Here is a 24,262-nt window from a genome sequence, read left to right as displayed (position 1 = left end):
GGCCGGGCCGGCAGGGATCAGGTCCGGGTGGGACGCGAGGCCGGTCAGGAACCGAACACCGAGGCAGAGGAGGCGGAGGATGGATTTCGGCGCTGATCCCTATCCCGAGTACGCGTGGTTACGTGCGGAGGAACCGGTCCGGCAGGTCCTGGAGGGCCGCGGCCTTTACGGACTGCTGGTGACCCGGTACGAGGACGTGCGGAAGCTGCTGTCCGATCCCCGGATGAGCAAGGACCCGCGCAACGCACCGCTCGACTGGCAGGAGGCGGGCAAGGGGAGACCGCTGGAGGACCGGACCGGGCTCGGGACGCATCTGCTGACCACGGACGCGCCCGAACACACGCGGCTGCGTCGGCTGGTCTCGACCGCCTTCACCGCCCGCCGCGTCGAGGGCCTGCGCGCACAGGTGCAGCACATCACGGACGGGCTCCTCGACACGATCGTGCCCCGCGGGCAGGCCGAGCTGATCGGCGACTTCGCGTTCCCGCTGGCGATCACGGTGATCTGTGAACTGCTGGGAGTGCCCAAGGCGGACCAGGACGTGTTCCGCCAGTGGACGAAGGACTTCCGGCGGTGGACGAACACCGACTCCGCCCAGGCCGACCGCGGTGACGCGCGGCCGGTCGGACTGCGCGACCTCCTCGAATATCTGACCCGACTGGTCGACAAGCGCCGTCAGGACCCGGCCGACGGACTGGTCGACGCGCTGATCGCGGCCCGGGACGACGACGACCGGCTGAACGAGGCCGAGTTGCTGTCCATGATGTCCCTGCTGCTGGTCGGCGGCTTCGAGACGACGGTCAATCTGATCGGCAACGGCACCCTGGCCCTGCTGCGCCACCCCGACCAACTCGCCCTGCTGCGCGAGCGACCGGAACTGGTGGACTCGGCGCTGGAGGAGATGCTGCGGTACGACGGGTCGTTCGAGACGGCGACGTGGCGGTTCCCGCTCGAACCCATCGAGGTGGCGGGCACGCGCATCGAGAAGGGCCACCCGGTGCTCCTGTCCCTGGCATCGGCCAACCGGGACGGGGCGAAGTTCCCGGCACCGGACGACTTCGACGTCACCCGCGCGGACCCCGCCCACGTGGCCTTCGGGCGGGGTGCGCACTTCTGCCTCGGTGCTCCCCTGGCCCGGCTGGAGGGCCGGATCGCGTTCCACGGACTGCTGCGCCGGCTGCCCGGCCTTGCGCTGTCCGTACCGCCGGAGCAGTTGCGATGGCAGCGGAGCCTCACGGTCCGAGGACTGGAAGCCCTGCCGGTCACCTTCGATGCCTGACCCCGGCATCGACGATTCCGCTTTCTCGCCATGGACCGTCATCAGAAAAGAGACCCACATGCCGAATACAGCAGTCAGCGCGCGAGCGGTGAGGGCACGATGACCCGCCGGATCGCCATCACGGGTATCGGAGTGCGCGCCCCGGGCGGAGGAAACGCCAAGGAGTTCTGGGAGCTGATCTCCTCCGGCACCTCGGCCATACGCACCATCTCGCTCTTCGACGCGTCCGGGTTCCGCTCCCGGATCGCGGGCGAGTGCGATTTCGACCCGGTCGCGGAGGGCTTCTCCGCGCAGGAGATCCGGCGCATGGACCGGAGCGCGCAGCTCGCCGTCGCCGCGACCAGGGAAGCCGTCGCGGACGCCGGACTCGACCTGGCCGAGACGGACCCGCATCGCTGCGGGGTCAGCGTCGGCAGCGCCATCGGCGGCACGATGAGCCTGGACCGGGAGTACAACGTGCTCTCCGACGGCGGCCGCAAGTGGCTCCTTGACCACGAGTACGCGGTGCCGCACATGTACAACTATCTCGTCCCGACGTCGATCGCCGCGGACGTGGCCTGGACGGTCGGGGCGGAAGGCCCCGTGTCCCTGGTGTCCACGGGATGCACCGCGGGCATCGAGTCGGTGTCCCACGCGGCGCGGCTGATCCGCGAGGGCTCCGCCGACGTGATGCTGGCCGGCGGCTCGGACGCGTCCCTCTCACCGATCTGCGTCGCCTGCTTCGACGCGATCAAGGCGACGACGCCGCGCAACGACGAACCGGCCACCGCGTCCCGCCCGTTCGACCGCACCCGGAACGGCTTCGTGCTCGCCGAAGGCAGCGCGATGCTGGTGCTGGAAGAGCTGAACCACGCCAGGGAACGCGGCGCGCGCGTCTACGCGGAGATCGGCGGATGGGACGTGCGCGCCAACGCGTACCACATGACCGGACTCAGGACCGAGGGCCCGGAACTGGCCAAGGCCATCGAGGTGGCGCTGCGGATGGCCGGGCGGGTGCCCGAGCAGGTCGACTACGTGAACGCGCACGGCTCCGGTACGAAGCAGAACGACGCGCACGAGACCGACGCGTTCAAGCGCACTCTCGGCGACCACGCCTACCGGACGCCGGTCAGTTCGATCAAGTCCATGATCGGGCACTCGCTGGGCGCGATCGGCTCGATCGAGATCGCGGCATGCGCGCTGGCCATCGACGCCGGGCTCATTCCGCCGACCGCCAACCTGCACGAACCCGACCCGGAACTGGGGCTCGACTACGTGCCGCTGTCGGCGCGACAGGCGGACCTGCGGACGGTGCTCAAGGTCGGCAGCGGGTTCGGCGGTTTCCAGAGCGCCATGGTGCTGACCCAGGGGGGATCCGATGAGTAGGGCAGTCCCGGAGAACGACAACGGCACGACGCCGGAGCGTCCTCGTGCGGTGATCACCGGTCTCGGGGTGGTCGCGCCGAACGGGTTCGACACCGACGAGTACTGGGACGCCGTCCTCCATGGGCGGGGCGGCATCGACCGGGTCACCCGCTTCGATCCGGAGCAGTACCCGGCCACACTGGCGGGCGAGGTGGCCGACTACGACGTGCGCGCGTACATCCCCGGACGTCTGGTGCCGCAGACCGACCAGACCACCCGGCTGGTGCTGATGGCGGCGGACGCCGCTGTCCGGGACTCCTCGCTCGATCCGGCCGCGCTCCCGGAGGACCAGGTCGGCATCGTCACCGGTCTCTCCGCGGGCGGCCTCGAGTACAGCCAGCGCGAGCTGGAGAAGCTCTGGAGCCTCGGCAGCGACCATGTGAGCGCCTATCTCTCGTTCTCGTGGTTCTACGCGGTGAACACGGGTCAGATTTCCATCCGGCACGGGTGGCACGGCCCCGGCGGCGTCCTGACCGGGAACACCAGCGGCCTGGACGCCATAGCGCAGGCCCGCCGGCACGTGGTCGACGGCCTGCCGGTGGTGATGTGCGGCGCCGTGGAGAGCGCGATGTGCCCGCTCGGGTGGACGATCGAGCTGACCACCGGCCGGATGAGCACGGTCGCCGACCGGACCCAGGCCTACCTGCCGTTCGACACCGCCGCGTCCGGCTACGTACCCGGAGAGGGCGGCGCCATGGTCGTCGTCGAGGAGGCCGGACACGCGCGCGGCCGAGGCGCCCGGCCGTACAGCGAGATCGCCGGGTACGCCACCACCTTCGACCCGCGGCCCGGTTCGGCACGGGAGCCCGGGCTGCGCCGGGCGATCGAGTCCGCGCTGGCGGACGCCGGTGTGACGCCCGACGAGGTCGACGTCGTGTTCGCGGACGCGGCCGGGGTCGGCGAACTCGACCGCGCGGAAGCCGCCGCCGTCACCGCCGTGTTCGGTCCACGGGGTGTTCCGGTGACCGCGCCGAAGACGATGACCGGCCGGCTGTACTCCGGTGGCCCGGCGCTCGACGTGGCCACGGCGTCGTTGAGCATGCGGCACGGCGTCATCCCGCCGATGATCAATGTGACCGACCCCGTCCGGTCCGACCAGCTCGACCTGGTGCTCGACCGACCGAGGGAGACGACCGTGTCCACCGCTCTGGTACTGGCCCGCAGCGACGGCATCAACTCCGCGGTGGTGCTGACGGCGGCATGACGAACGCCGGTGGCAGCCGTCCATGACGGCTGCCACCGGCGTCGCCCCGGACGAGGCACCCGCTGGTGACGCGGGCACCTCGACACGGTGTCCTCCGGCTCACGGCCTGGCGATGATCTCCAGGATGCCGGCCGTCCAGGTGAAGCCGGCGCCGACGCCTGCCAGCAGGCACGTCTGCCCCGGCTCCAGTGCGCCCTCGGAGACGAGATGGGCGAGACCGGCGAACTGGTCGCCCGCGCCGAGGTGCCCGACCCGCCGGCCCCAGGACCAGGTCGAGCGCTGCGGATCGATGCCGAACGGGTCGAAGTACTGCGCCCGCATCCGGGTCCGGCCCAGGTTCGGCAGCACGTACCAGTCGATGTCGCCGAGTTTGACGTCCGCCTGGGCACAGGCCCGGTCGAACGCCTCCCGTTGCCCCGCTTCGATGCGGTTGAGCAGGGCCTCCACTCCGAGTTCGCGCACCAGGGAGTCGCTGTTCAGGTCGATCGGCGCTCGCGCGGCCAACGGCGCGTCACTGAACCGCTCGCCCCGGCTGCCGTGCTCCAGCCCGGGATCCGACACCGTAGCGAGTCCGCGGAGCAGGGCGAAGCCGGTGCGGGTGGACACCACCACCGCGGTGCCGCCGTCGCCGCAGATGGTGCTCGGGTCGCTGCGCCACCGGTCGAAGCCGGGCAGGCTGAACCGGTCGGCCGTGGTGACCAGGGCGGTCGACCCGCCGTACGCGCGCAGGTGGCCGGCCGCGAGTTCCAGGGCGATCATGCCGCCGTTGGACATCTGGCGGACCTCGACGGCCGGGTAGGAGCCACCGCCGCAGAAGCGCTGGACGTACGACGCCGCCGGCCACATGTCATGACCTTGGTGGTACGCGCAGGCGTGCAGCAGCAGCTGCAGGTCCTCCGCCCCGACCGCGGCGCGCCCGAGGGCGTCCCGTGCCGCCAGCACCGCCATTTCCGGCGCCGACTTGTCCGGCGAGACGCACACCGACTCGATGCCGGTGTTCCAGACCCGCGCCCGATCGGCGAGGCCGGCCTGCTCCGCCTCGTCGAGTGTCAGCCGCTCGGGCAGCCACGAACTCGCGGCGGCGATGTAGAGTCCGTCGCTCATCTTCTTCCTCCCACGGATCGGATTGCCTCGGGTTTCCCCTATCCGGTCATGGTCGTCATGTCCGGCGGAGACTCGTTCGAGGCCCAGGCGAGGCCTCGCCGTGGTGCGTACGAGAGGCCGTGCCGCGGTGCGCGCATCCCGACGGTCCCGAGGCCGAATACCGGGAGCCTCCGTCGACCGAAACTCGACTGGGTGTCGAAGCCTCCCGGCGATGTTGGTTTCGACGTCACGAGACGAAGGGATCGACAATGGCGACTTTCACTCAGGCGGACCTGGTGGGGTACATACGCCAGGCGGCCGGCGAGGACGAGGGATTCGACCTGGACGGCGATATCGCCGACATCACGTTCGCCGATATGGGCTATGACTCGGTCGCGATGGTGGAGGTGACGCTCCTGGTCGAGCGTGAACTCGGCATCGGCCTGCCCGATGACGACAAGGCGAGCAAGAACTCGACCCCGAAGCAGTTCGTCGAACTGGTCAACGAGCTGCTGCCCGCGTCGATCTAGCTGCGGGGCCGGTGGCGTGGACGGCTCACCAAGGAGAAGACCATGTACAGAACAGAGCACGAGCAACGCTTCGACAACGGCGCGCCGGAAGCACCCGAGCAGCTCGGCCTGCTCTCCGAGATCCTCAACAGGGAGACCTTCCGCACCCTGGGTGAGGAGGTACGCGTCGGGCATGGGTGGCGTTGCTGGGAGGTGGGCGCCGGGGACGGCTCCGTCGCCCGCTGGCTGGCCGCCAGGGTGGGGACGTCCGGACATGTGGTGGCCAGCGACCTCAAGCCCCAGCACGTACCCAGCCATCCGCGGATCGAGGCGATCCGCCACGACCTCGTCGAGGACCCGTGGCCGGAGCACGCGTTCGATCTCATTCACGCCCGGCTGGTGCTGATGCACGTGGCCGACAAGGAAGCGGTCGCGGCGAGGCTGGCCGCACATCTCCGGCCGGGCGGTGCGCTGGTGCTCACCGACTGGTACTGCGGTTGTGCTGACGAGGGCATCATCAAGTCCCCGGTCGACGCATACACGGCGCGCATCTTCCAGGAATACCACGACGGCGTGCACAAACTCGCCGGAGAAACCGGTATGGATTTCGAATGGGCGGCGCGTACGCCGGACGTTCTGTCCGCCGCCGGCTATCGGGACATCACGGTGCGCGACTTCCGGGCACCGGGGGAGGGCGGGGCGCCGACCGCGCGGCTCGCCCGACTGCACAGCACCATGCTGGAGCCTTTCCTGCTGAGTCAGACATCTCTGACCGAAGCCGACCTCTCCGTAATCCGGGAGAAACTCCTGGACCCGGAATTCGAGATGGTGACCAACCACACGTACACGACCGTCGTGCGGGTGCCGAAGTAAAGGCGATCCGCCGGAAATAGGCGGCGTCGAAAGAGAGGCTCCCAGTAGTTCCGAAGGGGTCGGCCGCCGCGGCGCGAGTCGTGAGTCCGTCCGCCGCACGTACCGGCTTCAACGGTCACTGCAGGTCAAACCGGTACAGGCCACCGTGTACCCCCGGGATCGCGCTTTATCGACTCCCCCTCCGGGTGCCACACGGTGGTTCCGGGCTGTTGAACAGTCGTGAACCGAAGCAGTGGAGCAACGCCCGGGATGTACCGGGCTTGCCGCCCTGAACTCCTTCACCAAGAAAGGTTAAAACGGCTCGATTCGATCTTGTTGGGAAGTGGAGCCCCGGGCTACGGTATGTCGCGCGCCAGCGAATATGGGGGGGTTATGGCAGCTGTTGCGGCAAAATCCTTAGCAATAAAACGACATGTCAATATCGCAGTCTGTAAAGTCAAGCGGGAGCTTGAATGGAAAACGGCAGAGCCTATCGGCGTCAGCTCCGTGACGGAGCCTGCAAGATTTTCCGTACGCCGCTTGGCGGGAATATTGGCACCGTCGTGGGAACCGCTGCCCGATCCGGGGGCGCAGCATGCAGCCTGACCGCGCCGGCCAGTTGCGGATCGTACTGATCGACGACCACGCGCTGCTGCGCGAGGTGGTGTGCGAGACGCTCAACGTGGAACCGGACATGGTCGTCGTCGGCGTCGCCGCCAGCGGTGCCGCCGGCATCGCGCACTGTGAGATCGAACAGCCCGGCGTCGTGCTGCTCGACGGGAACATTCCTGACGAGTCGGTGACCGAAACAGCGCACGCTATCCGCTCCACCTCGCCGAACGCGAGAATCCTGATCGTCAGCATGCCCGACGATCCGGCGCTGGTGCGCCAATTGCTCGACTGCGGCGTCCGGGGCTATCTGAACAAGTCGGCGAGCCGGAACGACCTGGTGTCCAGCATCCGCGCGGTGTGCGCGGACAACATCCGCATCGTGCTCCACATATCCGTCGAGGCGCTGACGCACATCGCCACGACGGCGAACTGCCAGGACAAGCTCACCCGGCGCGAGATAGAAATCCTGACCCTGGTGAGCAAGGCCATGAGCAACCGGCAGATCTCGCGGCGACTGACTATCGCCGAGGGAACCGTGAAGCGCCACCTGGGCACCATCTTCACGAAGTTGGGCGCTCGCTCCCGGCTCGAAGCGGTCAACAAGGCGGTTTCCATCGGGCTCATCGCCCGCGCCGGGTGAAACGCCGGGAGAAATGCCGCCGACTGACAAGGCGCAATAACCGCAGGCGCAGATCAAGGGAAGGTACGCAGACTGTGGCAAGCTTAGAGGGCAAGACCGCGCTGGTGACGGGCGGTCGGACCGGTCTCGGCTTCGGCATCGCCACCGCGTTGGTGGAGCGGGGCGCGAACGTCGTGATCACTTCACGCACTGAGGACGAGCTGCGCAAGGCGGCCGCCGCACTCGGCGAGGAACGGGCCCTCGGGGTCGCCGGTGACGCCCGCGACCCCGAGCACCAGCGGATCGCGGTGGAGACCGCCGTCGACCGGTTCGGATCCCTCGATCTGCTGGTCAACAATGTCGGCGGTACGGAGCGGACCGCCCGCCGGTTGGTCGATGTCGATCTGGCGTCGTACCGGCGCACCGTCGAGATCAATCTGATGTCCGCCCTGACCTGGGTCCAGACGGCCTGGCACGGCTGGCTCGGCGAGCACGGCGGCGCCATCGTCAACATCTCCTCCATCGCCGGGGAACTCGCCGTTCCCGACGGCACGGCCTACGGGACGGCCAAGGCGGCGCTGAACCACTTCACCCGGCAGATGGCGAACGAGCTCGCCCCCGCGGTCCGGGTGAACGGCGTCGCGTCCGGCACGGTCCTCACCGACTTCACCCGGGCGAACGTCGAGGGCAGGGAGGACAAGGTCATCGGCTCCATCCCGCTGAGGCGCCTCGGCGAACCCGCCGACGTGGGCGCCGCCGTGGCCTTCCTGCTGTCGGACGAGGCATCCTGGATCACCGGGCACACCCTGGTCGTCGACGGCGGCCGGCTCCTGCACAACAGGTAGGACGACACCGGCGCGGTCGAGGATCGCCGCGCGGCGATCCTCGATCCATCCCCGTGCTTTCCGCGGGGCGGTGACTACCGGGTGAGCTGCTCCGCGAGGGGCCTCCCCGAGACCCCCCAGTCCGACCAGGAGTCGCGTCCGGCCAGCACCTCCTGATGGAGTTCCCGCAGCACCCCCGAGGGTTCGAGGCCGAGTTCGGCCGACAGCGTCCGGCGCAGATGCTGGTAGGCGACGAGCGATTCGTTCCGCCTGCCGCTGGAGGCCAGCGCCTTGATCAGCTGCGCGTGGTACCACTCGTTGAGCGGGTGGGTCAGCAGCATCGCCTTCAGCTCCCCGACCAGTTCCCGGTGCCGTCCCAGCATTGCGTCCGCCTGGATGCGCAGTTCGACGGTGTGCGCCCGCTGCTCCGTGAGATGGACGACGTGCGCCTGGATCGACGGGCCGGCGGTCACATCGGCGAGCGCCGGCCCCGACCAGAGATCGAGGGCCTGTCTCAGTAACCGCGCGGCCGCGGCCGGATCGCCGGCGGCGAGCGCGGTCCGCCCCTGCTTGGACAGCCGGAGAAACGCTGCCAGGTCGAGCTGGTCCGGGTCCACCCGGAGCATGTAGCCGGTGCCGCAGGTGGCGAGCACCTGCTCGACCGTACCCTCCGGCACCCACGGTTCGAACTGACGCCGCAGCTGGTAGATGTACGTCTGCGCGGTGGGGACGGCACTCTTCGGCGGTTTGTCACCCCATAGTTCATCGATGATCGCGTCGAGCATGACGATGTTGTTCGAGCACAAGAGCAGCTGCGCCAGCACCCGCCGCGCCATCGGCGCGGTCGGCGTGCAGTCGCCCAGGTCGTTGGTGACGGTTAGGCGGCCGAGTGCCTGGAATCGCAACACGGGCTAATGCCTCCACACAGTGAACGTCGGGTCGGGCCTCGACCCAGACTCTGCCGATCCCTTTGCCGGGCAGGCAATGCTGCGAGGCGAAGGTCCCACCCCGGTGACCGAGTCGGATCGTGTCCTCTACAACCTTCGTCGCATTGCCGGGACGAGAGGTTTGCGAGCGGCGGCACCGGCCGAGCCCACCCTTCCCGAGAGCAGAGTGAGATTCCGCTGTCATGACAGAGAACTTCGTGAAAACGAGTGGTCAGGACGTCGTCGCGGTGGTCGGTCTGTCGTGCCGCCTTCCGGGCGCGAGCTCGCCCGAGGCGTACTGGGAGCTGCTCGCGGCCGGCCGGGAGGCCGTCGGTGGGGTTCCCGCGGACCGCGCCGTCCACGTCGGCACCCGGGTGGCCAGGGCCGGTCTGCTCGACGGCGTCGCGGATTTCGACGCGGGCTTCTTCGGGGTGTCGCCCCGCGAGGCCGCGGCGATGGACCCACGGCAGCGGCTGATGCTGGAACTCGCGTGGGAAGCGCTCGAACACGCGGGAGTCGACCCGTCGGCGGCGCGGGGCAGCCGGGCCGGAGTCTTCCTCGGGGCGATGGGGGACGACTACGCCGGTCTGGTGCGCGACCAGGGCGCGGGAGCGATCGACAGCTTCACCCTGTCCTCGCTCCAGCGTGGTGTCCTCGCGAATCGGATCTCCTTCTTCCTGGGACTGTCCGGCCCGAGCGTGGTCGTGGACTCGGCACAGTCCTCCGCCCTGGTTGCCGTGCACCAGGCGTACGAGAGCGTGCGACGCGGGGAGTCGGCGTGGGCGCTCGCGGGCGGGGTCAACCTGATCCTCTCGCCGGAGTCGACGGCGACCGCGAGCGAGTTCGGCGCGTTGTCGCCGGACGGCCGCTGCTACACGTTCGACGGGCGCGCCAACGGCTACGTGCGCGGCGAGGGCGCCGGCCTGGTCGTGCTCATGCCCCTGGCGGACGCCCACGCGTACGGCCACGACGTCGTGTGCGTGATCCGCGGCGGAGCGGTGAACAACGACGGCGGCGGCGAGCAGCTCACCACGCCGAGCCGGGCGGGGCAGGAGGACGTCCTGCGGGCGGCCCTCACCGACGCCGGGACGCGGTCCGCCGAGGTCGGATACGTGGAGCTGCACGGCACCGGAACCCCCGTGGGGGACCGCGTGGAGTCGGCGGCGCTGGCCGCGGTCTTCGCCGACCGGGACCGGCCGCTGGTGGTGGGGTCGGCGAAGACCAACGTGGGGCACGCGGAGGGAGCGGCGGGGGTCGTCGGCCTCATCAAGGCGGCCCTGGCCGTCCAGCACGGCCAGGTCCCGGCGAGTCTGAACTTCGCCGCCCCGGCGGACGACATCCCGCTCGCCGAGCTGGGCATCGAGGTCGCCGCCGAGCTGCGCGCATGGCCCGGCGACGAGCCGCGGGTGGCCGGCGTGTCCTCGTTCGGGATGGGCGGCACGAACTGCCATCTTGTGCTCGCGCAGGCCCTGGATCCGTCCCCTGCCGAGGAGAACCACGGCGTGCGGGCGGGCACCGTTCCCTGGCTCGTGTCCGGCGGCACCGAGCGGGCCCTGCGGGTCCAGGCCGAACGGCTGGCCGGACACCTCGCCGCACAGGACGGCCCGGACGCGCTCGACATCGGGTTCTCGCTGGCGACCACCCGTGCCGCGCTGCCGCACCGCGCCGTCGTCATCGGCGAGGACCCGGCCGAGCTGAGCGAGGGACTGGCCGCGCTGGCGGCCAACCAGCCGGCGCCGAACGTCGTGTCCGGTGCGGTCGCCGAGGGCGGGACGGCCTTCATGTTCACCGGGCAGGGCGCGCAACGAACCGGCATGGGACGGGATCTGTACGCGCGTTTCCCCGTGTTCGCCAAGTCCTTCGACGCGGTGTGCGCGGAACTGGATCCGTCGCTGGGCGGAGAGCTGCGGGAGATCGTGTGGTCCGACGCGGACCTGCTCGGCCGGACCCGGTACACGCAGGCGGCGCTGTTCGCGCTGGAGACGGCGCTGTTCAGGCTGATGGAGTCGTTCGGAGCGCGTCCGACGCATCTGATAGGTCATTCGATCGGTGAGGTCACGGCCGCGCACGTCGCGGGGGTGCTGTCGCTGTCCGACGCCTGCACGCTCGTCGAGGCGCGCGGACGGCTGATGCAGGCCGCCCGGTCCGGTGGGGCGATGGTGGCCGTCAACGCCGACGAGGGCGACGTGCGGGCGCTGCTGCCCGTGTCAGGGGTGAGCATCGCCGCCGTCAACGGGCCCCGCTCGGTGGTGATCTCCGGAGACGCCGACCCGGTGCTCGCGACCGCGGAGTCCTTCCGCGCCGCAGGAGTGAAGACCAAGCGGCTGAACGTCAGCCACGCGTTCCACTCCCACCATCTCGACGGAGTTCTCGACGAGTTCGCCGACGCCATCCGCGGGCTGACCTTTCACGCTCCCCGGATCCCCGTCGTCTCGAACCTCACCGGACGCCCCGCCACCACGGACGAGCTGACCGACCCCGACTATTGGGCACGTCAGATCCGGGGCACCGTCCGCTTCGCCGACGGCATCCGCGCCCTGCACGACGCGGGCGTCTCCCGCTACCTCGAGCTCGGCCCCGACCCCGTACTCGCCGGCATGGCCCGGGAGACCCTCGCCGAGCAGGCGCCGGCGGCGGTGGCCACGCTGCGCACCGGGCAGGCGGAGGTCCGCACCCTGCTCAGGGCGCTCGGCACCCTGCATGCCACGGGGGCGCCGGTGGACTGGACGCCGCTGTTGGACGGCGGCCGCAGGGTCGTGCTGCCCACGTACGCCTTCCAGCGCCGCCGACACTGGATCGGCGAGGCGCGCGAGGCCGCGCCCGCCGCGGAGCCGGCGCGGGTCCACGACCGCGGGAGCCTGCTCGATCTGGTGCGCACCCACCTCGCGGCCGTCCTGGGGTACGACGCGGCCGACATGACGCCGCTGACGTCGTTCAAGGACCTCGGCCTGACGTCGCTCACCGCGGTCGAGCTGTGCGCTGGGCTGTCCTCGGAGCTGGGTCTGGCTCTGCCGGGATCGCTGGTGTTCGACCACCCCACCCCCGATCGGTTCGCGGCGTTCCTGCACGCGAAGCTCACCGGACACGGCGACGCGGAGGGCGCGCCGAGCGTCCCGGCATTTCGTGACGGCGACGCCGACGATCCGATCGCCATCGTCGGGATGGGCTGCCGGTTTCCCGGTGGCGTGTCGTCGCCGGACGCTCTGTGGGAGCTGGTGCGGTCGGGTCGGGACGCCGTGTCCGGGCTGCCGCGCGATCGTGGCTGGGATCTGGACAACCTGTTCGACCCGGACCCGGAGACCTCCGGGCGGACGTACGTCCGGCAGGGCGGATTCCTCGACGACATCGCCGGTTTCGACGCCGGGTTCTTCGGGGTGTCGCCGCGCGAGGCGCTGGCGATGGATCCGCAGCAGCGGCTGCTCCTGGAGACCGCCTGGGAGACGCTGGAGGACGCCGGGATCGAGCCCGGATCGCTGCGCGGCAGCGACACGGGCGTGTTCATCGGCGCCATGGCGGGCGACTACGGCCCGCGGCTCGACACCCCGCACGGCGGGGTCGACGGATATGTGCTCACCGGTACCAGTGGGAGCGTCACGTCGGGCCGGTTGGCGTATTTCCTGGATCTGGAGGGGCCGGCTGTGACGGTGGACACGGCGTGTTCGTCGTCGTTGGTCGCGTTGCATCAGGCTGCCCGGGCGGTGCGGAGCGGGGAGTGCTCCCTGGCGGTGGCTGGTGGTGTGAGCGTGATGTCCTCGCCCGGGGTGTTGGTGGAGTTCTCCCGGCAGCGTGGGCTGTCCGCTGATGGGCGGTGCAAGGCGTTCGCGGAGTCGGCGGATGGGACCGGTTGGGGTGAGGGTGCGGGTCTTGTGGTGCTGGAGCGGTTGTCGGTGGCGCGTGCCCGTGGGCATCGGGTGTTGGCGGTGCTGCGGGGTTCGGCGGTGAACCAGGACGGTGCGTCGAACGGGTTGACGGCTCCGAACGGTCCGTCGCAGCAGCGTGTGATTCGTCTGGCGCTGGCGGATGCGGGGCTGGGCGCGGGTGATGTGGATGTGGTGGAGGCGCATGGTACGGGGACGAGGCTCGGTGATCCGATCGAGGCGCAGGCGTTGCTGGCCACGTATGGGAAGGGGCGTTCGGAGGACCGGCCGTTGTGGCTGGGTTCGCTGAAGTCGAACGTCGGTCACACGATGGCGGCGGCCGGGGTGGGTGGTGTGATCAAGATGGTGGAGGCGCTGCGTCGTGGGGTGCTGCCCGCCACGTTGCATGTGGATGAGCCGACGTCTCATGTGGACTGGAGTGCCGGGGGAGTTCGGCTGCTGACCGAGTCGCGTGAGTGGCGTTCGGAGGGCCGGCCGCGTCGTGCGGGGGTGTCGTCGTTCGGGATCAGCGGCACCAACGCGCATGTGATTTTGGAGCAGGCGCCGCCGGCCGAACAGTCACTGCCGCCGGAGTCCGTCCCGCCGTCGGAGTCCGTCCTGCCGCAGGAGTCCGTCCCGCCGGCGGGGTCCGTCCTGCCGGCGGGGCCGGTGTCTTTCACGGAGCAGGCGGGGCCGGTCGGGTGGGTGTTGTCGGCGCGGAGTGAGGAGGCGCTGCGGGCCCACGCGGGGCGGATCGCCGAGGCCGCCGCTGATACCGGGGTGCCGTTGGAGGACGTGGCGGCGACGCTGGCGGCCCGTACCGCGTTCGAGTGGCGTGGCGTGGTGCTGGGTGCCACGCGTGAGGAGTTGCTGGTGGGGCTGGGTTCCCTCGCGGAGGGTGCTCCTTGCGATGGCGTGGTGACGGGGGTCGCCGGGGCCGGCGGGACGGTGTTGGTGTTTCCGGGGCAGGGTTCGCAGTGGGGTGCGATGGCGCGGGAGTTGTATGCGGGTGCTCCGGTGTTCAGGGCCCGTCTCGAGGAGTGCGCGAAGGCGTTGTCCGCCTTCGTGGAGTGGGATCTGCTGGATGTGCTGCTGAGCGATGACGGTGGTGTGCTGCTGTCGCGGGTGGATGTGGTGCAGCCGGCGTTGTTCGCGGTGATGGTGTCGCTGGCGGCGTTGTGGGAGGCGCACGGGGTGCGCCCGGATGCGGTCGTGGGGCATTCGCAGGGGGAGATCGCTGCCGCGTATGTGGCGGGGGTTCTGTCGCTGGAGGACGCGGCGCGTGTGGTGACGTTGCGCAGTCAGGCGATCCGGGCCTTGGCCGGGCGGGGCGGGATGGTGTCGGTCGGGCTGTCGGTGGACGAGGTGCGGCCGCGTCTGGGGCGGTGGGGCGGCGATGTCGAGATCGCCGCGATCAACGGTCCGACGTCCACGGTCGTCTCCGGCAGCGCGGGGGCTCTCGACGAGCTGCAGGCCGTGTTCGAGGCCGAGAACGTGCGTACCTGGCGTATCCCCGTCGACTACGCCTCGCACTCCTGCCACGTCGACCGACTGCGCGAGAACGTCATGGATCTGCTGGCGCCGATCACCCCGCGAGCCGGTGACCTCCGCTTCTACTCGACCGTCACCGGGCGGCGGATCGACACCACCGAGCTCGACGCGGACTACTGGTTCCGCAATCTCCGCGAAACCGTCGAGTTCGAGGCCGTCACCCGGTTGTTGCTGGCGGACGGCTTCGACACCTTCATCGAATGCAGTCCGCACCCGGTTCTGGTCGCCGGTGTGCAGGAGACCATCGACAGCACGCACACTCCGGCCCGCGCCATCGGGACTCTGCGTCGCCATCACGGTGGCCTGGACAGCTTCCTGCGCTCCACCGGCGAGGCGTTCACCGCCGGCGCCACCACCCAGCACACGCCCGCACGTCCGCACGACGGCCGTCATGCCGACCTGCCGACCTACCCCTTCCAGCGGACGCGGTACTGGCTCGAGCCCGACACGAGCCGACGTGACATCGCCGCCAGCGGGCTGACCGCGGCCGGCCATCCCCTGCTCGGCGCGGTCACCGAGGGGGCGACCAGCCTGGTCCTCACCGGTCGGATCTCCCTGGCCACGCATCCCTGGCTGGCCGACCACCAGGTGGCCGGCACCCTCGTGGTGCCCGGCGCCGCCTTCGCCGAGCTGGCGGTGTACGCCGCCGACCGGGTCGGCGCCGGCAGCATCCGTGAGCTGACCGTGCGGTCCCCGCTCGTCCTGCCCGAGCACGGCGCCGTACGGCTACGGGTGGAGGTGAGCGAGCCGGCCGCCGGTGAGAGCGGGCGTACGGTGCGGATCGACGCCCGGCCGGACATGGGCACGGCCACGTCCTGGACGTGTCACGCGACGGGTGTCCTGGACGCCGAGACGCCGTCCCCGGACTGGGACCTCACGGCCTGGCCCCCCGCCGGGGCACGGCCCGTGGACGTCTCCTACGAGACCCTGGCCGCCCAGGGGTACCACTACGGTGCGGTGTTCCAGGGGCTGCACCGGATGTGGCGCCACAACGACCACGTCTACGCCGAGATCTCCCTCCCCACCGAGCCCGACGCCTTCACCATCCACCCCGCCCTCCTCGACGCCACCCTCCACGCCGCACTCATGAGTCAGGTCCTGCCGAGCGACGGCCGGATACGACTGCCGTACGCATGGGAAGGCGCCACGCTGTACGCCTCCGGCGCCTCCGCGCTGCGCGTGTCAGTGACGACTGCGGGGGACAACGCGATACGGCTGCGCGCGGCGGACGGCGCCGGCATGCCCGTGGCAGAGGTGGCGTCGCTGGCCATGCTTCCGGCCGACCTCGCCGACCTCGGCTCCGCGGCCGTCAGCCGGGACTCCCTGCTGCACCTGGAGTGGACACCCGCGCCGTCGGCGGACGCGGCACCGCCCACCCGGCTCTCGCTGCTCGGCCACGACCCGTTCGGCCTGCGCGCGGCGACGGCGGACGGCGTCGACTGGCGACGGTTCACCGAACTGTCCGCGATACCCGGCGACTCGTCCGACGTGGTCGTATGCATCGAAGGGGATGAGACGGCAGACGTCCCCGGAGCCGCCCGCACGGCGCTGTACCGTGCGCTCGACCTGGTCCAGGCCTGGGTGTCCGACGAACGCTTCGGGGAGGCGCGGCTGGTCGTGGTGACCCGGCGCGCGGTGATGACCGGATCCGGCGAGCCCGTACCGGACCTGTCCACCGCGCCCCTCTGGGGGCTGCTCCGCTCCGCGCAGAGCGAGCATCCCGGCCGGCTGATCCTGGCCGACGTGGACGAGGACGCTCGCTCGTCGGCCGCGCTGCCGTCCGCGCTAGCCGGCGGCGCCACCCAGTTCGCGCTGCGTGACGGACGGGTCGTGGTGCCGAGACTGGCCAGGGCGAGCTCCCAGGACGGCCCACGGGGACCCGCGGGCATGCCGGGGCGGCCGGAGCCCGAGGGCCGGCGCGGGCCGGAGGCGCCGTCACGGTGGGACACCGACGGCACCGTGCTGCTCACCGGAGGTACCGGAACACTCGGCAGGCTGTTCGCCCAGCACCTGGTCACGCAGCACGGGGTGCGGCACCTGCTGCTGGTCTCCCGGCGCGGACCGGACGCCTCGGGAGCCGCGGACCTGGTCGCCGAGCTGTCCGGGCTGGGCGCCGAGGTGACGATCGCCGCGTGCGACGTGGCCGACCGGGGCGCGCTCTCGGCACTGCTCGCGGCAGTCCCGGCGAACCACCCGCTCACCGGCGTGGTGCACGCCGCCGGGACCCTGGACGACGGGCTGATCGCCGGGATGACACCGGAGAAGATCGACGCCGTCCTCACGCCGAAGCTGGACGCGGCGTGGAACCTGCACGACCTGACCAAGGACCTCGGGCTGTCCGCGTTCGTGCTGTTCTCCTCGATCATGGGCACGATCGGCAACGCGGGCCAGGCGAACTACGCCGCCGCGAACGTGTTCCTCGACGCGCTCGCCCAGTACCGCCACGCCACCGGACTTCCGGCGACCTCGCTCGCGTGGGGGTTCTGGAGCGAGCGCAGCGAACTGACCCGCGGCCTGAACGACGCGGACATCGCCCGCATGGCGCGCACTGGGCTGAAGCCGCTTCCGTCGGACGAGGGCGTCGCGCTGTTCGACGCGGCGTTCGCCCGAGGTGAGGCCACCGCTGCACCGGTCGCGCTCGACCTGGACCGGCTGCGTGCGCAGGCCGCGGGGGCGACCCTGCCGGAGGTTCTGCGCGGGCTGGTCCGGGCGCGGCGCGCGGCGACCGCCGTCACGGCGACCGCGTCGACGCTCGCCGACCGGCTGGCCGGCCACACGGCCGAGGACGTCGACCGCGAGCTGCTCGATCTGGTGCGCTCCCACACCGCCACCGTGCTCGGCCACGCCGGCGCCGACTCCGTACAGCCGGCCGTCGCGTTCAGGGAGCTCGGCCTCGACTCGCTGTCCGCGGTGGAACTCCGCAAGCGGCTCAACGAGGTCACCGGACTGCGGCTGTCGGCCACCGTGGCGTTCGACCGGCCGACCCCGTCCGCGCTGGCCGCGTTCCTGCGCGAGGAGCTGCTCGGCGGGAGCACCCAGGCCGTCGCTCCGGCCGCTGCGGCCGCCACGGCGGAGGACGATGATCCGGTCGCCGTCGTCGGGATGGGCTGCCGGTTTCCCGGTGGCGTGTCGTCGCCGGACGCTCTGTGGGAGCTGGTGCGGTCGGGTCGGGACGCCGTGTCCGGGCTGCCGCGCGATCGTGGCTGGGATCTGGAGAACCTGTTCGACCCGGACCCCGGACGGACCGGCAAGAGCTACGTGGACAAGGGCTACTTCCTCGACGACGCGGGGGAGTTCGACGCCGGGTTCTTCGGGGTGTCGCCGCGCGAGGCGCTGGCGATGCACCCGCAGCAGCGACTGCTTCTGGAGACCATGTGGCAGACGCTGGAGGACGCCGGGATCGAGCCCGGATCGCTGCGCGGCAGCGACACGGGCGTGTTCATCGGCGCGATGTCGCAGGACTACGGGCCGCCGATGCACGAGGGGTCCGCGGAGGCCGATGGGCTGCTGCTCACCGGTACCAGTGGGAGCGTCACGTCGGGCCGGTTGGCGTATTTCCTGGATTTGGAGGGGCCGGCGGTGACGGTGGACACGGCGTGTTCGTCGTCGTTGGTCGCGTTGCATCAGGCTGCCCGGGCGGTGCGGAGCGGGGAGTGCTCCCTGGCGGTGGCTGGTGGTGTGAGCGTGATGTCCTCGCCCGGGGTGTTGGTGGAGTTCTCCCGGCAGCGTGGGCTGTCCGCTGATGGGCGGTGCAAGGCGTTCGCGGAGTCGGCGGATGGGACCGGTTGGGGTGAGGGTGCGGGTCTTGTGGTGCTGGAGCGGTTGTCGGTGGCGCGTGCCCGTGGGCATCGGGTGTTGGCGGTGCTGCGGGGTTCGGCGGTGAACCAGGACGGTGCGTCGAACGGGTTGACGGCTCCGAACGGTCCGTCGCAGCAGCGTGTGATTCGTCTGGCGCTGGCGGATGCGGGGCTGGGCGCGGGTGATGTGGATGTGGTGGAGGCGCATGGTACGGGGACGAGGCTCGGTGATCCGATCGAGGCGCAGGCGTTGCTGGCCACGTATGGGAAGGGGCGTTCGGAGGACCGGCCGTTGTGGCTGGGTTCGCTGAAGTCGAACGTCGGTCACACGATGGCGGCGGCCGGGGTGGGTGGTGTGATCAAGATGGTGGAGGCGCTGCGTCGTGGGGTGCTGCCCGCCACGTTGCATGTGGATGAGCCGACGTCTCATGTGGACTGGAGTGCCGGGGGAGTTCGGCTGCTGACCGAGTCGCGTGAGTGGCGTTCGGAGGGCCGGCCGCGTCGTGCGGGGGTGTCGTCGTTCGGGATCAGCGGCACCAACGCGCATGTGATTTTGGAGCAGGCGCCGCCGGCCGAACAGTCACTGCCGCCGGAGTCCGTCCCGCCGTCGGAGTCCGTCCTGCCGCAGGAGTCCGTCCCGCCGGCGGGGTCCGTCCTGCCGGCGGGGCCGGTGTCTTTCACGGAGCAGGCGGGGCCGGTCGGGTGGGTGTTGTCGGCGCGGAGTGAGGAGGCGCTGCGGGCCCACGCGGGGCGGATCGCCGAGGCCGCCGCTGATACCGGGGTGCCGTTGGAGGACGTGGCGGCGACGCTGGCGGCCCGTACCGCGTTCGAGTGGCGTGGCGTGGTGCTGGGTGCCACGCGTGAGGAGTTGCTGGTGGGGCTGGGTTCCCTCGCGGAGGGTGCTCCTTGCGATGGCGTGGTGACGGGGGTCGCCGGGGCCGGCGGGACGGTGTTGGTGTTTCCGGGGCAGGGTTCGCAGTGGGGTGCGATGGCGCGGGAGTTGTATGCGGGTGCTCCGGTGTTCAGGGCCCGTCTCGAGGAGTGCGCGAAGGCGTTGTCCGCCTTCGTGGAGTGGGATCTGCTGGATGTGCTGCTGAGCGATGACGGTGGTGTGCTGCTGTCGCGGGTGGATGTGGTGCAGCCGGCGTTGTTCGCGGTGATGGTGTCGCTGGCGGCGTTGTGGGAGGCGCACGGGGTGCGCCCGGATGCGGTCGTGGGGCATTCGCAGGGGGAGATCGCTGCCGCGTATGTGGCGGGGGTTCTGTCGCTGGAGGACGCGGCGCGTGTGGTGACGTTGCGCAGTCAGGCGATCCGGGCCTTGGCCGGGCGGGGCGGGATGGTGTCGGTCGGGCTGTCGGTGGACGAGGTGCGGCCGCGTCTGGGGCGGTGGGGCGGCGATGTCGAGATCGCCGCGATCAACGGTCCGACGTCCACGGTCGTCTCCGGCAGCGCGGGGGCTCTCGACGAGCTGCAGGCCGTGTTCGAGGCCGAGAACGTGCGTACCTGGCGTATCCCCGTCGACTACGCCTCGCACTCCTGCCACGTCGACCGACTGCGCGAGAACGTCATGGATCTGCTGGCGCCGATCACCCCGCGAGCCGGTGACCTCCGCTTCTACTCGACCGTCACCGGGCGGCGGATCGACACCACCGAGCTCGACGCGGACTACTGGTTCCGCAATCTCCGCGAAACCGTCGAGTTCGAGGCCGTCACCCGGTTGTTGCTGGCGGACGGCTTCGACACCTTCATCGAATGCAGTCCGCACCCGGTTCTGGTCGCCGGTGTGCAGGAGACCATCGACAGCACGCACACTCCGGCCCGCGCCATCGGGACTCTGCGTCGCCATCACGGTGGCCTGGACAGCTTCCTGTGGTCGGCCGGGGATGCCTTCACCGCGGGGGCCGTCGACCGCTGGAACCCGGCGGACCAGAGCCGTGGCGGACATGTCACCCTGCCCTCCTATCCGTTCGAGCGGACGCGGTACTGGCTGACCCCGGACACCGGCCGTCGTGATGTCGGTGCGGTCGGGCTGACCGCGGCCGGCCATCCCCTGCTCGGTGCTGTCGTCGAGGGTGCGGCCGGCACGGTCTTCACCGGCCGGGTGTCCCTGGCCACTCATCCCTGGCTGGCCGACCACCAGGTGGCCGGCACCCTCGTGGTGCCCGGCGCCGCGTTCGTGGAGCTGGCGGTGTACGCCGCCGACCGGGTCGGCGCCGGCAGCATCCGTGAGCTGACCGTGCGGTCCCCGCTCGTCCTGCCCGAGCACGGCGCCGTACGGCTACGGGTGGAGGTGAGCGAGCCGGCCGCCGGTGAGAGCGGGCGTACGGTGCGGATCGACGCCCGGCCGGACATGGGCACGGCCACGTCCTGGACGTGTCACGCGACGGGTGTCCTGGACGCCGAGACGCCGTCCCCGGACTGGGACCTCACGGCCTGGCCCCCCGCCGGGGCACGGCCCGTGGACGTCTCCTACGAGACCCTGGCCGCCCAGGGGTACCACTACGGTGCGGTGTTCCAGGGGCTGCACCGGATGTGGCGCCACAACGACCACGTCTACGCCGAGATCTCCCTCCCCACCGAGCCCGACGCCTTCACCATCCACCCCGCCCTCCTCGACGCCACCCTCCACGCCGCGTGCACCGAGGGCCCCCGGCTGGCGACATCGTGGCGCGGAGTCGCCGTGCACGCGGTCGGCGCGTCCGCCCTGCGGGTGCGGATCGGCCCGGACCGCGCCGGCTCGGTGTCGGTGACGCTGGCCGACACCGTGGGTGATCCGGTCGCCGAGTTCACCGTCGGTACCACGCCCGTCGAACCCGGGGAGCTGCGGGCCGCCGGGGTCGTACAACTCGGCGTGCTCCACCGGGAGGCATGGGTCGACCACCTCGCGAAGTCGTCGCCCCGGAAGGCGAACTGGGCCGTCGTGGGCGAGGATCCGCTCCGCGCCGCGGCGGGGCTGACGGCCGCAGGCGTGTACGCCCGGGCATACCCGGGACTCGACGCCCTGGCCGAAGCCGACGGGGACGCGCCGGACTATCTGCTGCTCACCGTGCCGACGGGCGCGGAGGTCGCCGCCACCGTGCGGGAGACACTGAGCCGGCTGAACGCGGTGCAGTCGGCCGAGAGGCTCGCCACGGCGACCGTGGTGTTCCTGACCACCGCCGCCGTGCCGGCCTTCGACCCTGCCGGCGCCGACCTCGCGGGCGCCGCGGTGTGGGGGCTTGTCCGGTCCGCGCAGGCGGAGAACCCCGGACGGTTCGTCCTCGCCGACGTGGACGCCGACGAGGCGTCCTGGCGTGCGCTGCCGAGGCCCGTCATGTCCGGCGAGCCGCAGATGGCCCTGCGCGAGGGTCGGGTCAGGGTGCCACGGCTCGCCCCGGGCGCACCGGTGGGTACGAGGGAGCGGTTCGCCGGCCACGAGGGCACCGTGCTGATCACAGGCGGGACCACACCCATGGGCGAGCGACTGGCGCGGCACCTCGTCTCCGTGCACGGGGTACGGCATCTGCTGTTCACCGGCGCCGAAGCCCCCGAGCCGACCGCGGAACTCACCGCGCTGGGCGCCGCCGTCACCACCGCGGCGTGCGATCCGGCCGACCGCACGGCGCTGCGGGAGCTGATCGGCCGTCTGCCCGCGGAGCGTCCGCTGACCATGGTCGTGCACATACCGCAGGCTCCGCCGCACGACAGAACCCTGTCTGCGCCACCGTCTCAAGCCCCGGACGCGCTCGCCGAGGTGGTGGGCGCGATGGTCGGTGCCGCGGGAGTCCTCGACCAGGAGATCGGGGAGGCCACCCTCGTCCTGTGCTCGTCGTTCGCCGGAACCGTCGGTGGTGCCGGAACCGCCGCCACGGCCGCGTCAGCGGTCGCGCTGGACGCGCTGGCCCGACGGCGCCGGGCGCGCGGCGCCCCCGCGGTGTCGCTGGCCTGGGGGCCCTGGACGGCGGACGACGCACCGTCCCGTGGCGGGAACGCGGGAGTGGGCGTGCTGGGGGCGCGGGAGGCCGTCGCGCTGTTCGACACCGCCTGCCGCGCGGACGAACCCGTGTGGATCCCGGCCAGGCTGGATCTGGCCGAGCTGACCAGGCAGGCCGAGGCCGGGGAGGCGCTGCCGCCGCTGTTCAGGTCGCTGGTCAAGACCACCGGCAAACGCACGGCGAGCGGAGGCGCGGTCTCGGTCACATCGCTGCGGCAACGGCTCGCGTCGATGGCGGAGGCCGAACAGGACCGGACGCTGTCCGGCCTGATCTCCACACAGATCTCGGCGGTGCTCGGGCTGGAGTCGGCCGACGTGGTGCGGCCGAACCAGATCCTGCTCGACTTCGGCTTCGACTCGCTGTCCATCCTGACCCTGCGGAACCGCCTCGACTCGGCGACCGGTGTGCGTCTGGACACCGCGTCGATGTTCCACCGGTCGACACCGGACGACCTGGTCCAGCACCTCAAGCAGGCACTGCTCGACAACCGATCCGGCAGAGGAGCCGATGATGCCCCCATCGATGACACAGTCTGAGCGCGTCGTGAAACCGACAGGACGTGGCTATCTTCTGCTCGACGCGCATCCGGTCGGATGCTTCCGCAGCGTGGAGCTGATGCGGGCCGAGGTGCCGGTCCCGGAGAAGCCACCGGCGCGGCGGCCCACGGCGCTGGTCATCGGGTCGAGCTCGGGCTACGGTCTGGCGAGCACGATCGCCGGGCTGGTGCGGTACGGCATCGACGGCGTGGGGATCGGCCTCGAACGGCCGGCCGGGCATCGCAGCGCGACCGCCGGGTGGTATCGCACGGTCGCCACCGACGCGATCGCCCGCGAGCTCGGGGCGGACTTCTCGTTCCGCAACGCCGACGCCTTTGCCGACACCACGAAGACCGAGACGCTGGATCTGCTGGCCGAGCGGTTCGGCGGCGTGGACTACCTGATCTACAGCGTCGCCGCGCCCCGGCGCACCGACCCGCGGAGCGGCACGACCTACCAGTCGGTGCTCAAGCCGCTCGGCGCGCCGCACACCACCCGGAACCTGGAGTTCGCCGACGACGGAGCCGCGCAGGTGCGGGAGGTCACGGTCGCCCCGGCGACCGAGGCCGAGGCCGCCGCGACCGTGGGGGTCATGGGCGGCGAGGACTGGTCCCGCTGGATCACGGCGCTGGCCGAGCGCGGGCTGCTGCGGAGCGGCTTCCGCACGGTCGCCCTCACGTACATCGGCTCGCCGCTGACCTCGGCGATCTACCGCGGGGGCACGATCGGCGCCGCCAAGGCCCACCTGGAGTCCACCGCGCGCGCCCTGACCGAGCGGCTGGCCGCGGTGGACGGCCGCGCCTTCACCTCGGTGAACGGCGCCCTGGTCACCCAGGCGCTGACCGCCATCCCGGGCATCCCGCTCTACGTGAGTCTGCTCCGTGGCGTTCTCGGCGACCGTTTCCCGTCCCCCGTGGCGCAGTCGCTCGACCTGTGGCACCAGCTCACCGCGCGCCGGCCCGACGTGGACGACTCCGGCCGCATCCGCCTCGATCGCTGGGAGCTGTCCGAGCCGGTCCAGGCGGCGGTGGCCGAACGCTGGCGGTCGATCACTCCCGAGACCGTCACCGCGCTGGCCGACACCGCGTGGTTCCGGGCCCAGTGCCGTGCCCTGTACGGCTTCGACGTCCCCGGCGTCGACTACACCGTCCCGGTCGCGACCGACCTGCCCTGGCCGGAGTCGTAGACATCGGAGTCCACCCATGGGCATCTCGCTGCTCCTCGGCTGACCACCG

At 71.2% G+C, this 24,262-nt stretch carries 11 protein-coding genes; 9 read left to right on the top strand and 2 right to left on the bottom strand.

Going from position 1 to position 24,262, the window contains the following annotated elements:
- Positions 1–79: 79 nt before the first annotated feature.
- From SAVERM_RS12415 to SAVERM_RS12405, 3 genes are all read left to right on the top strand, one after another.
- Positions 80–1,279 carry a cytochrome P450 family protein gene (locus SAVERM_RS12415; protein ID WP_010983815.1) on the top strand — a complete coding sequence of 400 codons (1,200 nt, stop codon included), beginning with the start codon at positions 80–82 and terminating at the stop codon, positions 1,277–1,279.
- A 99-nt stretch (positions 1,280–1,378) separates the two neighbouring features.
- On the top strand, positions 1,379–2,644 hold the full coding sequence (locus tag SAVERM_RS12410; RefSeq protein ID WP_037650150.1) for a beta-ketoacyl-[acyl-carrier-protein] synthase family protein: 1,266 nt from the start codon (positions 1,379–1,381) through the stop codon (positions 2,642–2,644).
- A complete protein-coding gene (locus tag SAVERM_RS12405; protein ID WP_010983813.1) occupies positions 2,637–3,887 on the top strand; it encodes a ketosynthase chain-length factor in 1,251 nt (416 codons plus the stop codon). The genes SAVERM_RS12410 and SAVERM_RS12405 overlap by 8 nt, the downstream gene beginning before the upstream one ends.
- Positions 3,888–3,986: 99 nt before the next feature.
- Here the strand turns inward: SAVERM_RS12405 and SAVERM_RS12400 are convergent, their stop codons facing one another.
- Positions 3,987–4,991, bottom strand: coding sequence for a ketoacyl-ACP synthase III family protein (locus tag SAVERM_RS12400; RefSeq protein ID WP_010983812.1), 1,005 nt, complete (start codon positions 4,989–4,991; stop codon positions 3,987–3,989).
- 248 nt (positions 4,992–5,239) lie between these two features.
- Here SAVERM_RS12400 and SAVERM_RS12395 point away from each other — a divergent pair, with 248 nt between their 5' ends.
- The 4 genes from SAVERM_RS12395 to SAVERM_RS12380 all read left to right on the top strand — a co-directional run bounded on the left by SAVERM_RS12395 (position 5,240) and on the right by SAVERM_RS12380 (position 8,407).
- Positions 5,240–5,500: an acyl carrier protein gene (locus tag SAVERM_RS12395; RefSeq protein WP_010983811.1), complete on the top strand. Its 261-nt coding sequence runs from the start codon at positions 5,240–5,242 to the stop codon at positions 5,498–5,500.
- Positions 5,501–5,542: 42 nt separating this feature from the next.
- A complete protein-coding gene (locus SAVERM_RS12390) occupies positions 5,543–6,352 on the top strand; it encodes a class I SAM-dependent methyltransferase (protein ID WP_010983810.1) in 810 nt (269 codons plus the stop codon).
- A gap of 574 nt (positions 6,353–6,926) precedes the next feature.
- On the top strand, positions 6,927–7,583 hold the full coding sequence (locus SAVERM_RS12385; protein ID WP_010983809.1) for a response regulator: 657 nt from the start codon (positions 6,927–6,929) through the stop codon (positions 7,581–7,583).
- 74 nt (positions 7,584–7,657) lie between these two features.
- The gene (locus SAVERM_RS12380) at positions 7,658–8,407 is read left to right on the top strand and encodes an SDR family oxidoreductase (protein WP_037650155.1); all 750 of its coding nucleotides are present in this window, start codon (positions 7,658–7,660) and stop codon (positions 8,405–8,407) included.
- A gap of 74 nt (positions 8,408–8,481) precedes the next feature.
- Here SAVERM_RS12380 and SAVERM_RS12375 read toward each other — a convergent pair whose 3' ends face one another.
- Positions 8,482–9,294: an AfsR/SARP family transcriptional regulator gene (locus tag SAVERM_RS12375; RefSeq protein ID WP_010983807.1), complete on the bottom strand. Its 813-nt coding sequence runs from the start codon at positions 9,292–9,294 to the stop codon at positions 8,482–8,484.
- A gap of 221 nt (positions 9,295–9,515) precedes the next feature.
- Here SAVERM_RS12375 and SAVERM_RS43695 point away from each other — a divergent pair, with 221 nt between their 5' ends.
- A complete protein-coding gene (locus SAVERM_RS43695) occupies positions 9,516–23,027 on the top strand; it encodes a type I polyketide synthase (RefSeq protein ID WP_042492970.1) in 13,512 nt (4,503 codons plus the stop codon).
- Positions 23,014–24,213 (top strand): enoyl-[acyl-carrier-protein] reductase FabV, encoded by a 1,200-nt coding sequence (fabV, locus tag SAVERM_RS39975; RefSeq protein WP_037652876.1) that lies wholly within the window; start codon positions 23,014–23,016, stop codon positions 24,211–24,213. The genes SAVERM_RS43695 and fabV overlap by 14 nt, the downstream gene beginning before the upstream one ends.
- Positions 24,214–24,262 lie beyond the last annotated feature (49 nt).

The sequence above is a fragment of the Streptomyces avermitilis MA-4680 = NBRC 14893 genome, from assembly GCF_000009765.2.
In the GTDB taxonomy this organism is placed as follows: domain Bacteria; phylum Actinomycetota; class Actinomycetes; order Streptomycetales; family Streptomycetaceae; genus Streptomyces; species Streptomyces avermitilis.
The sequence above is the reverse complement of the archived record's forward strand: the minus strand, read 5'-3'. Positions and strand labels throughout refer to the sequence as shown.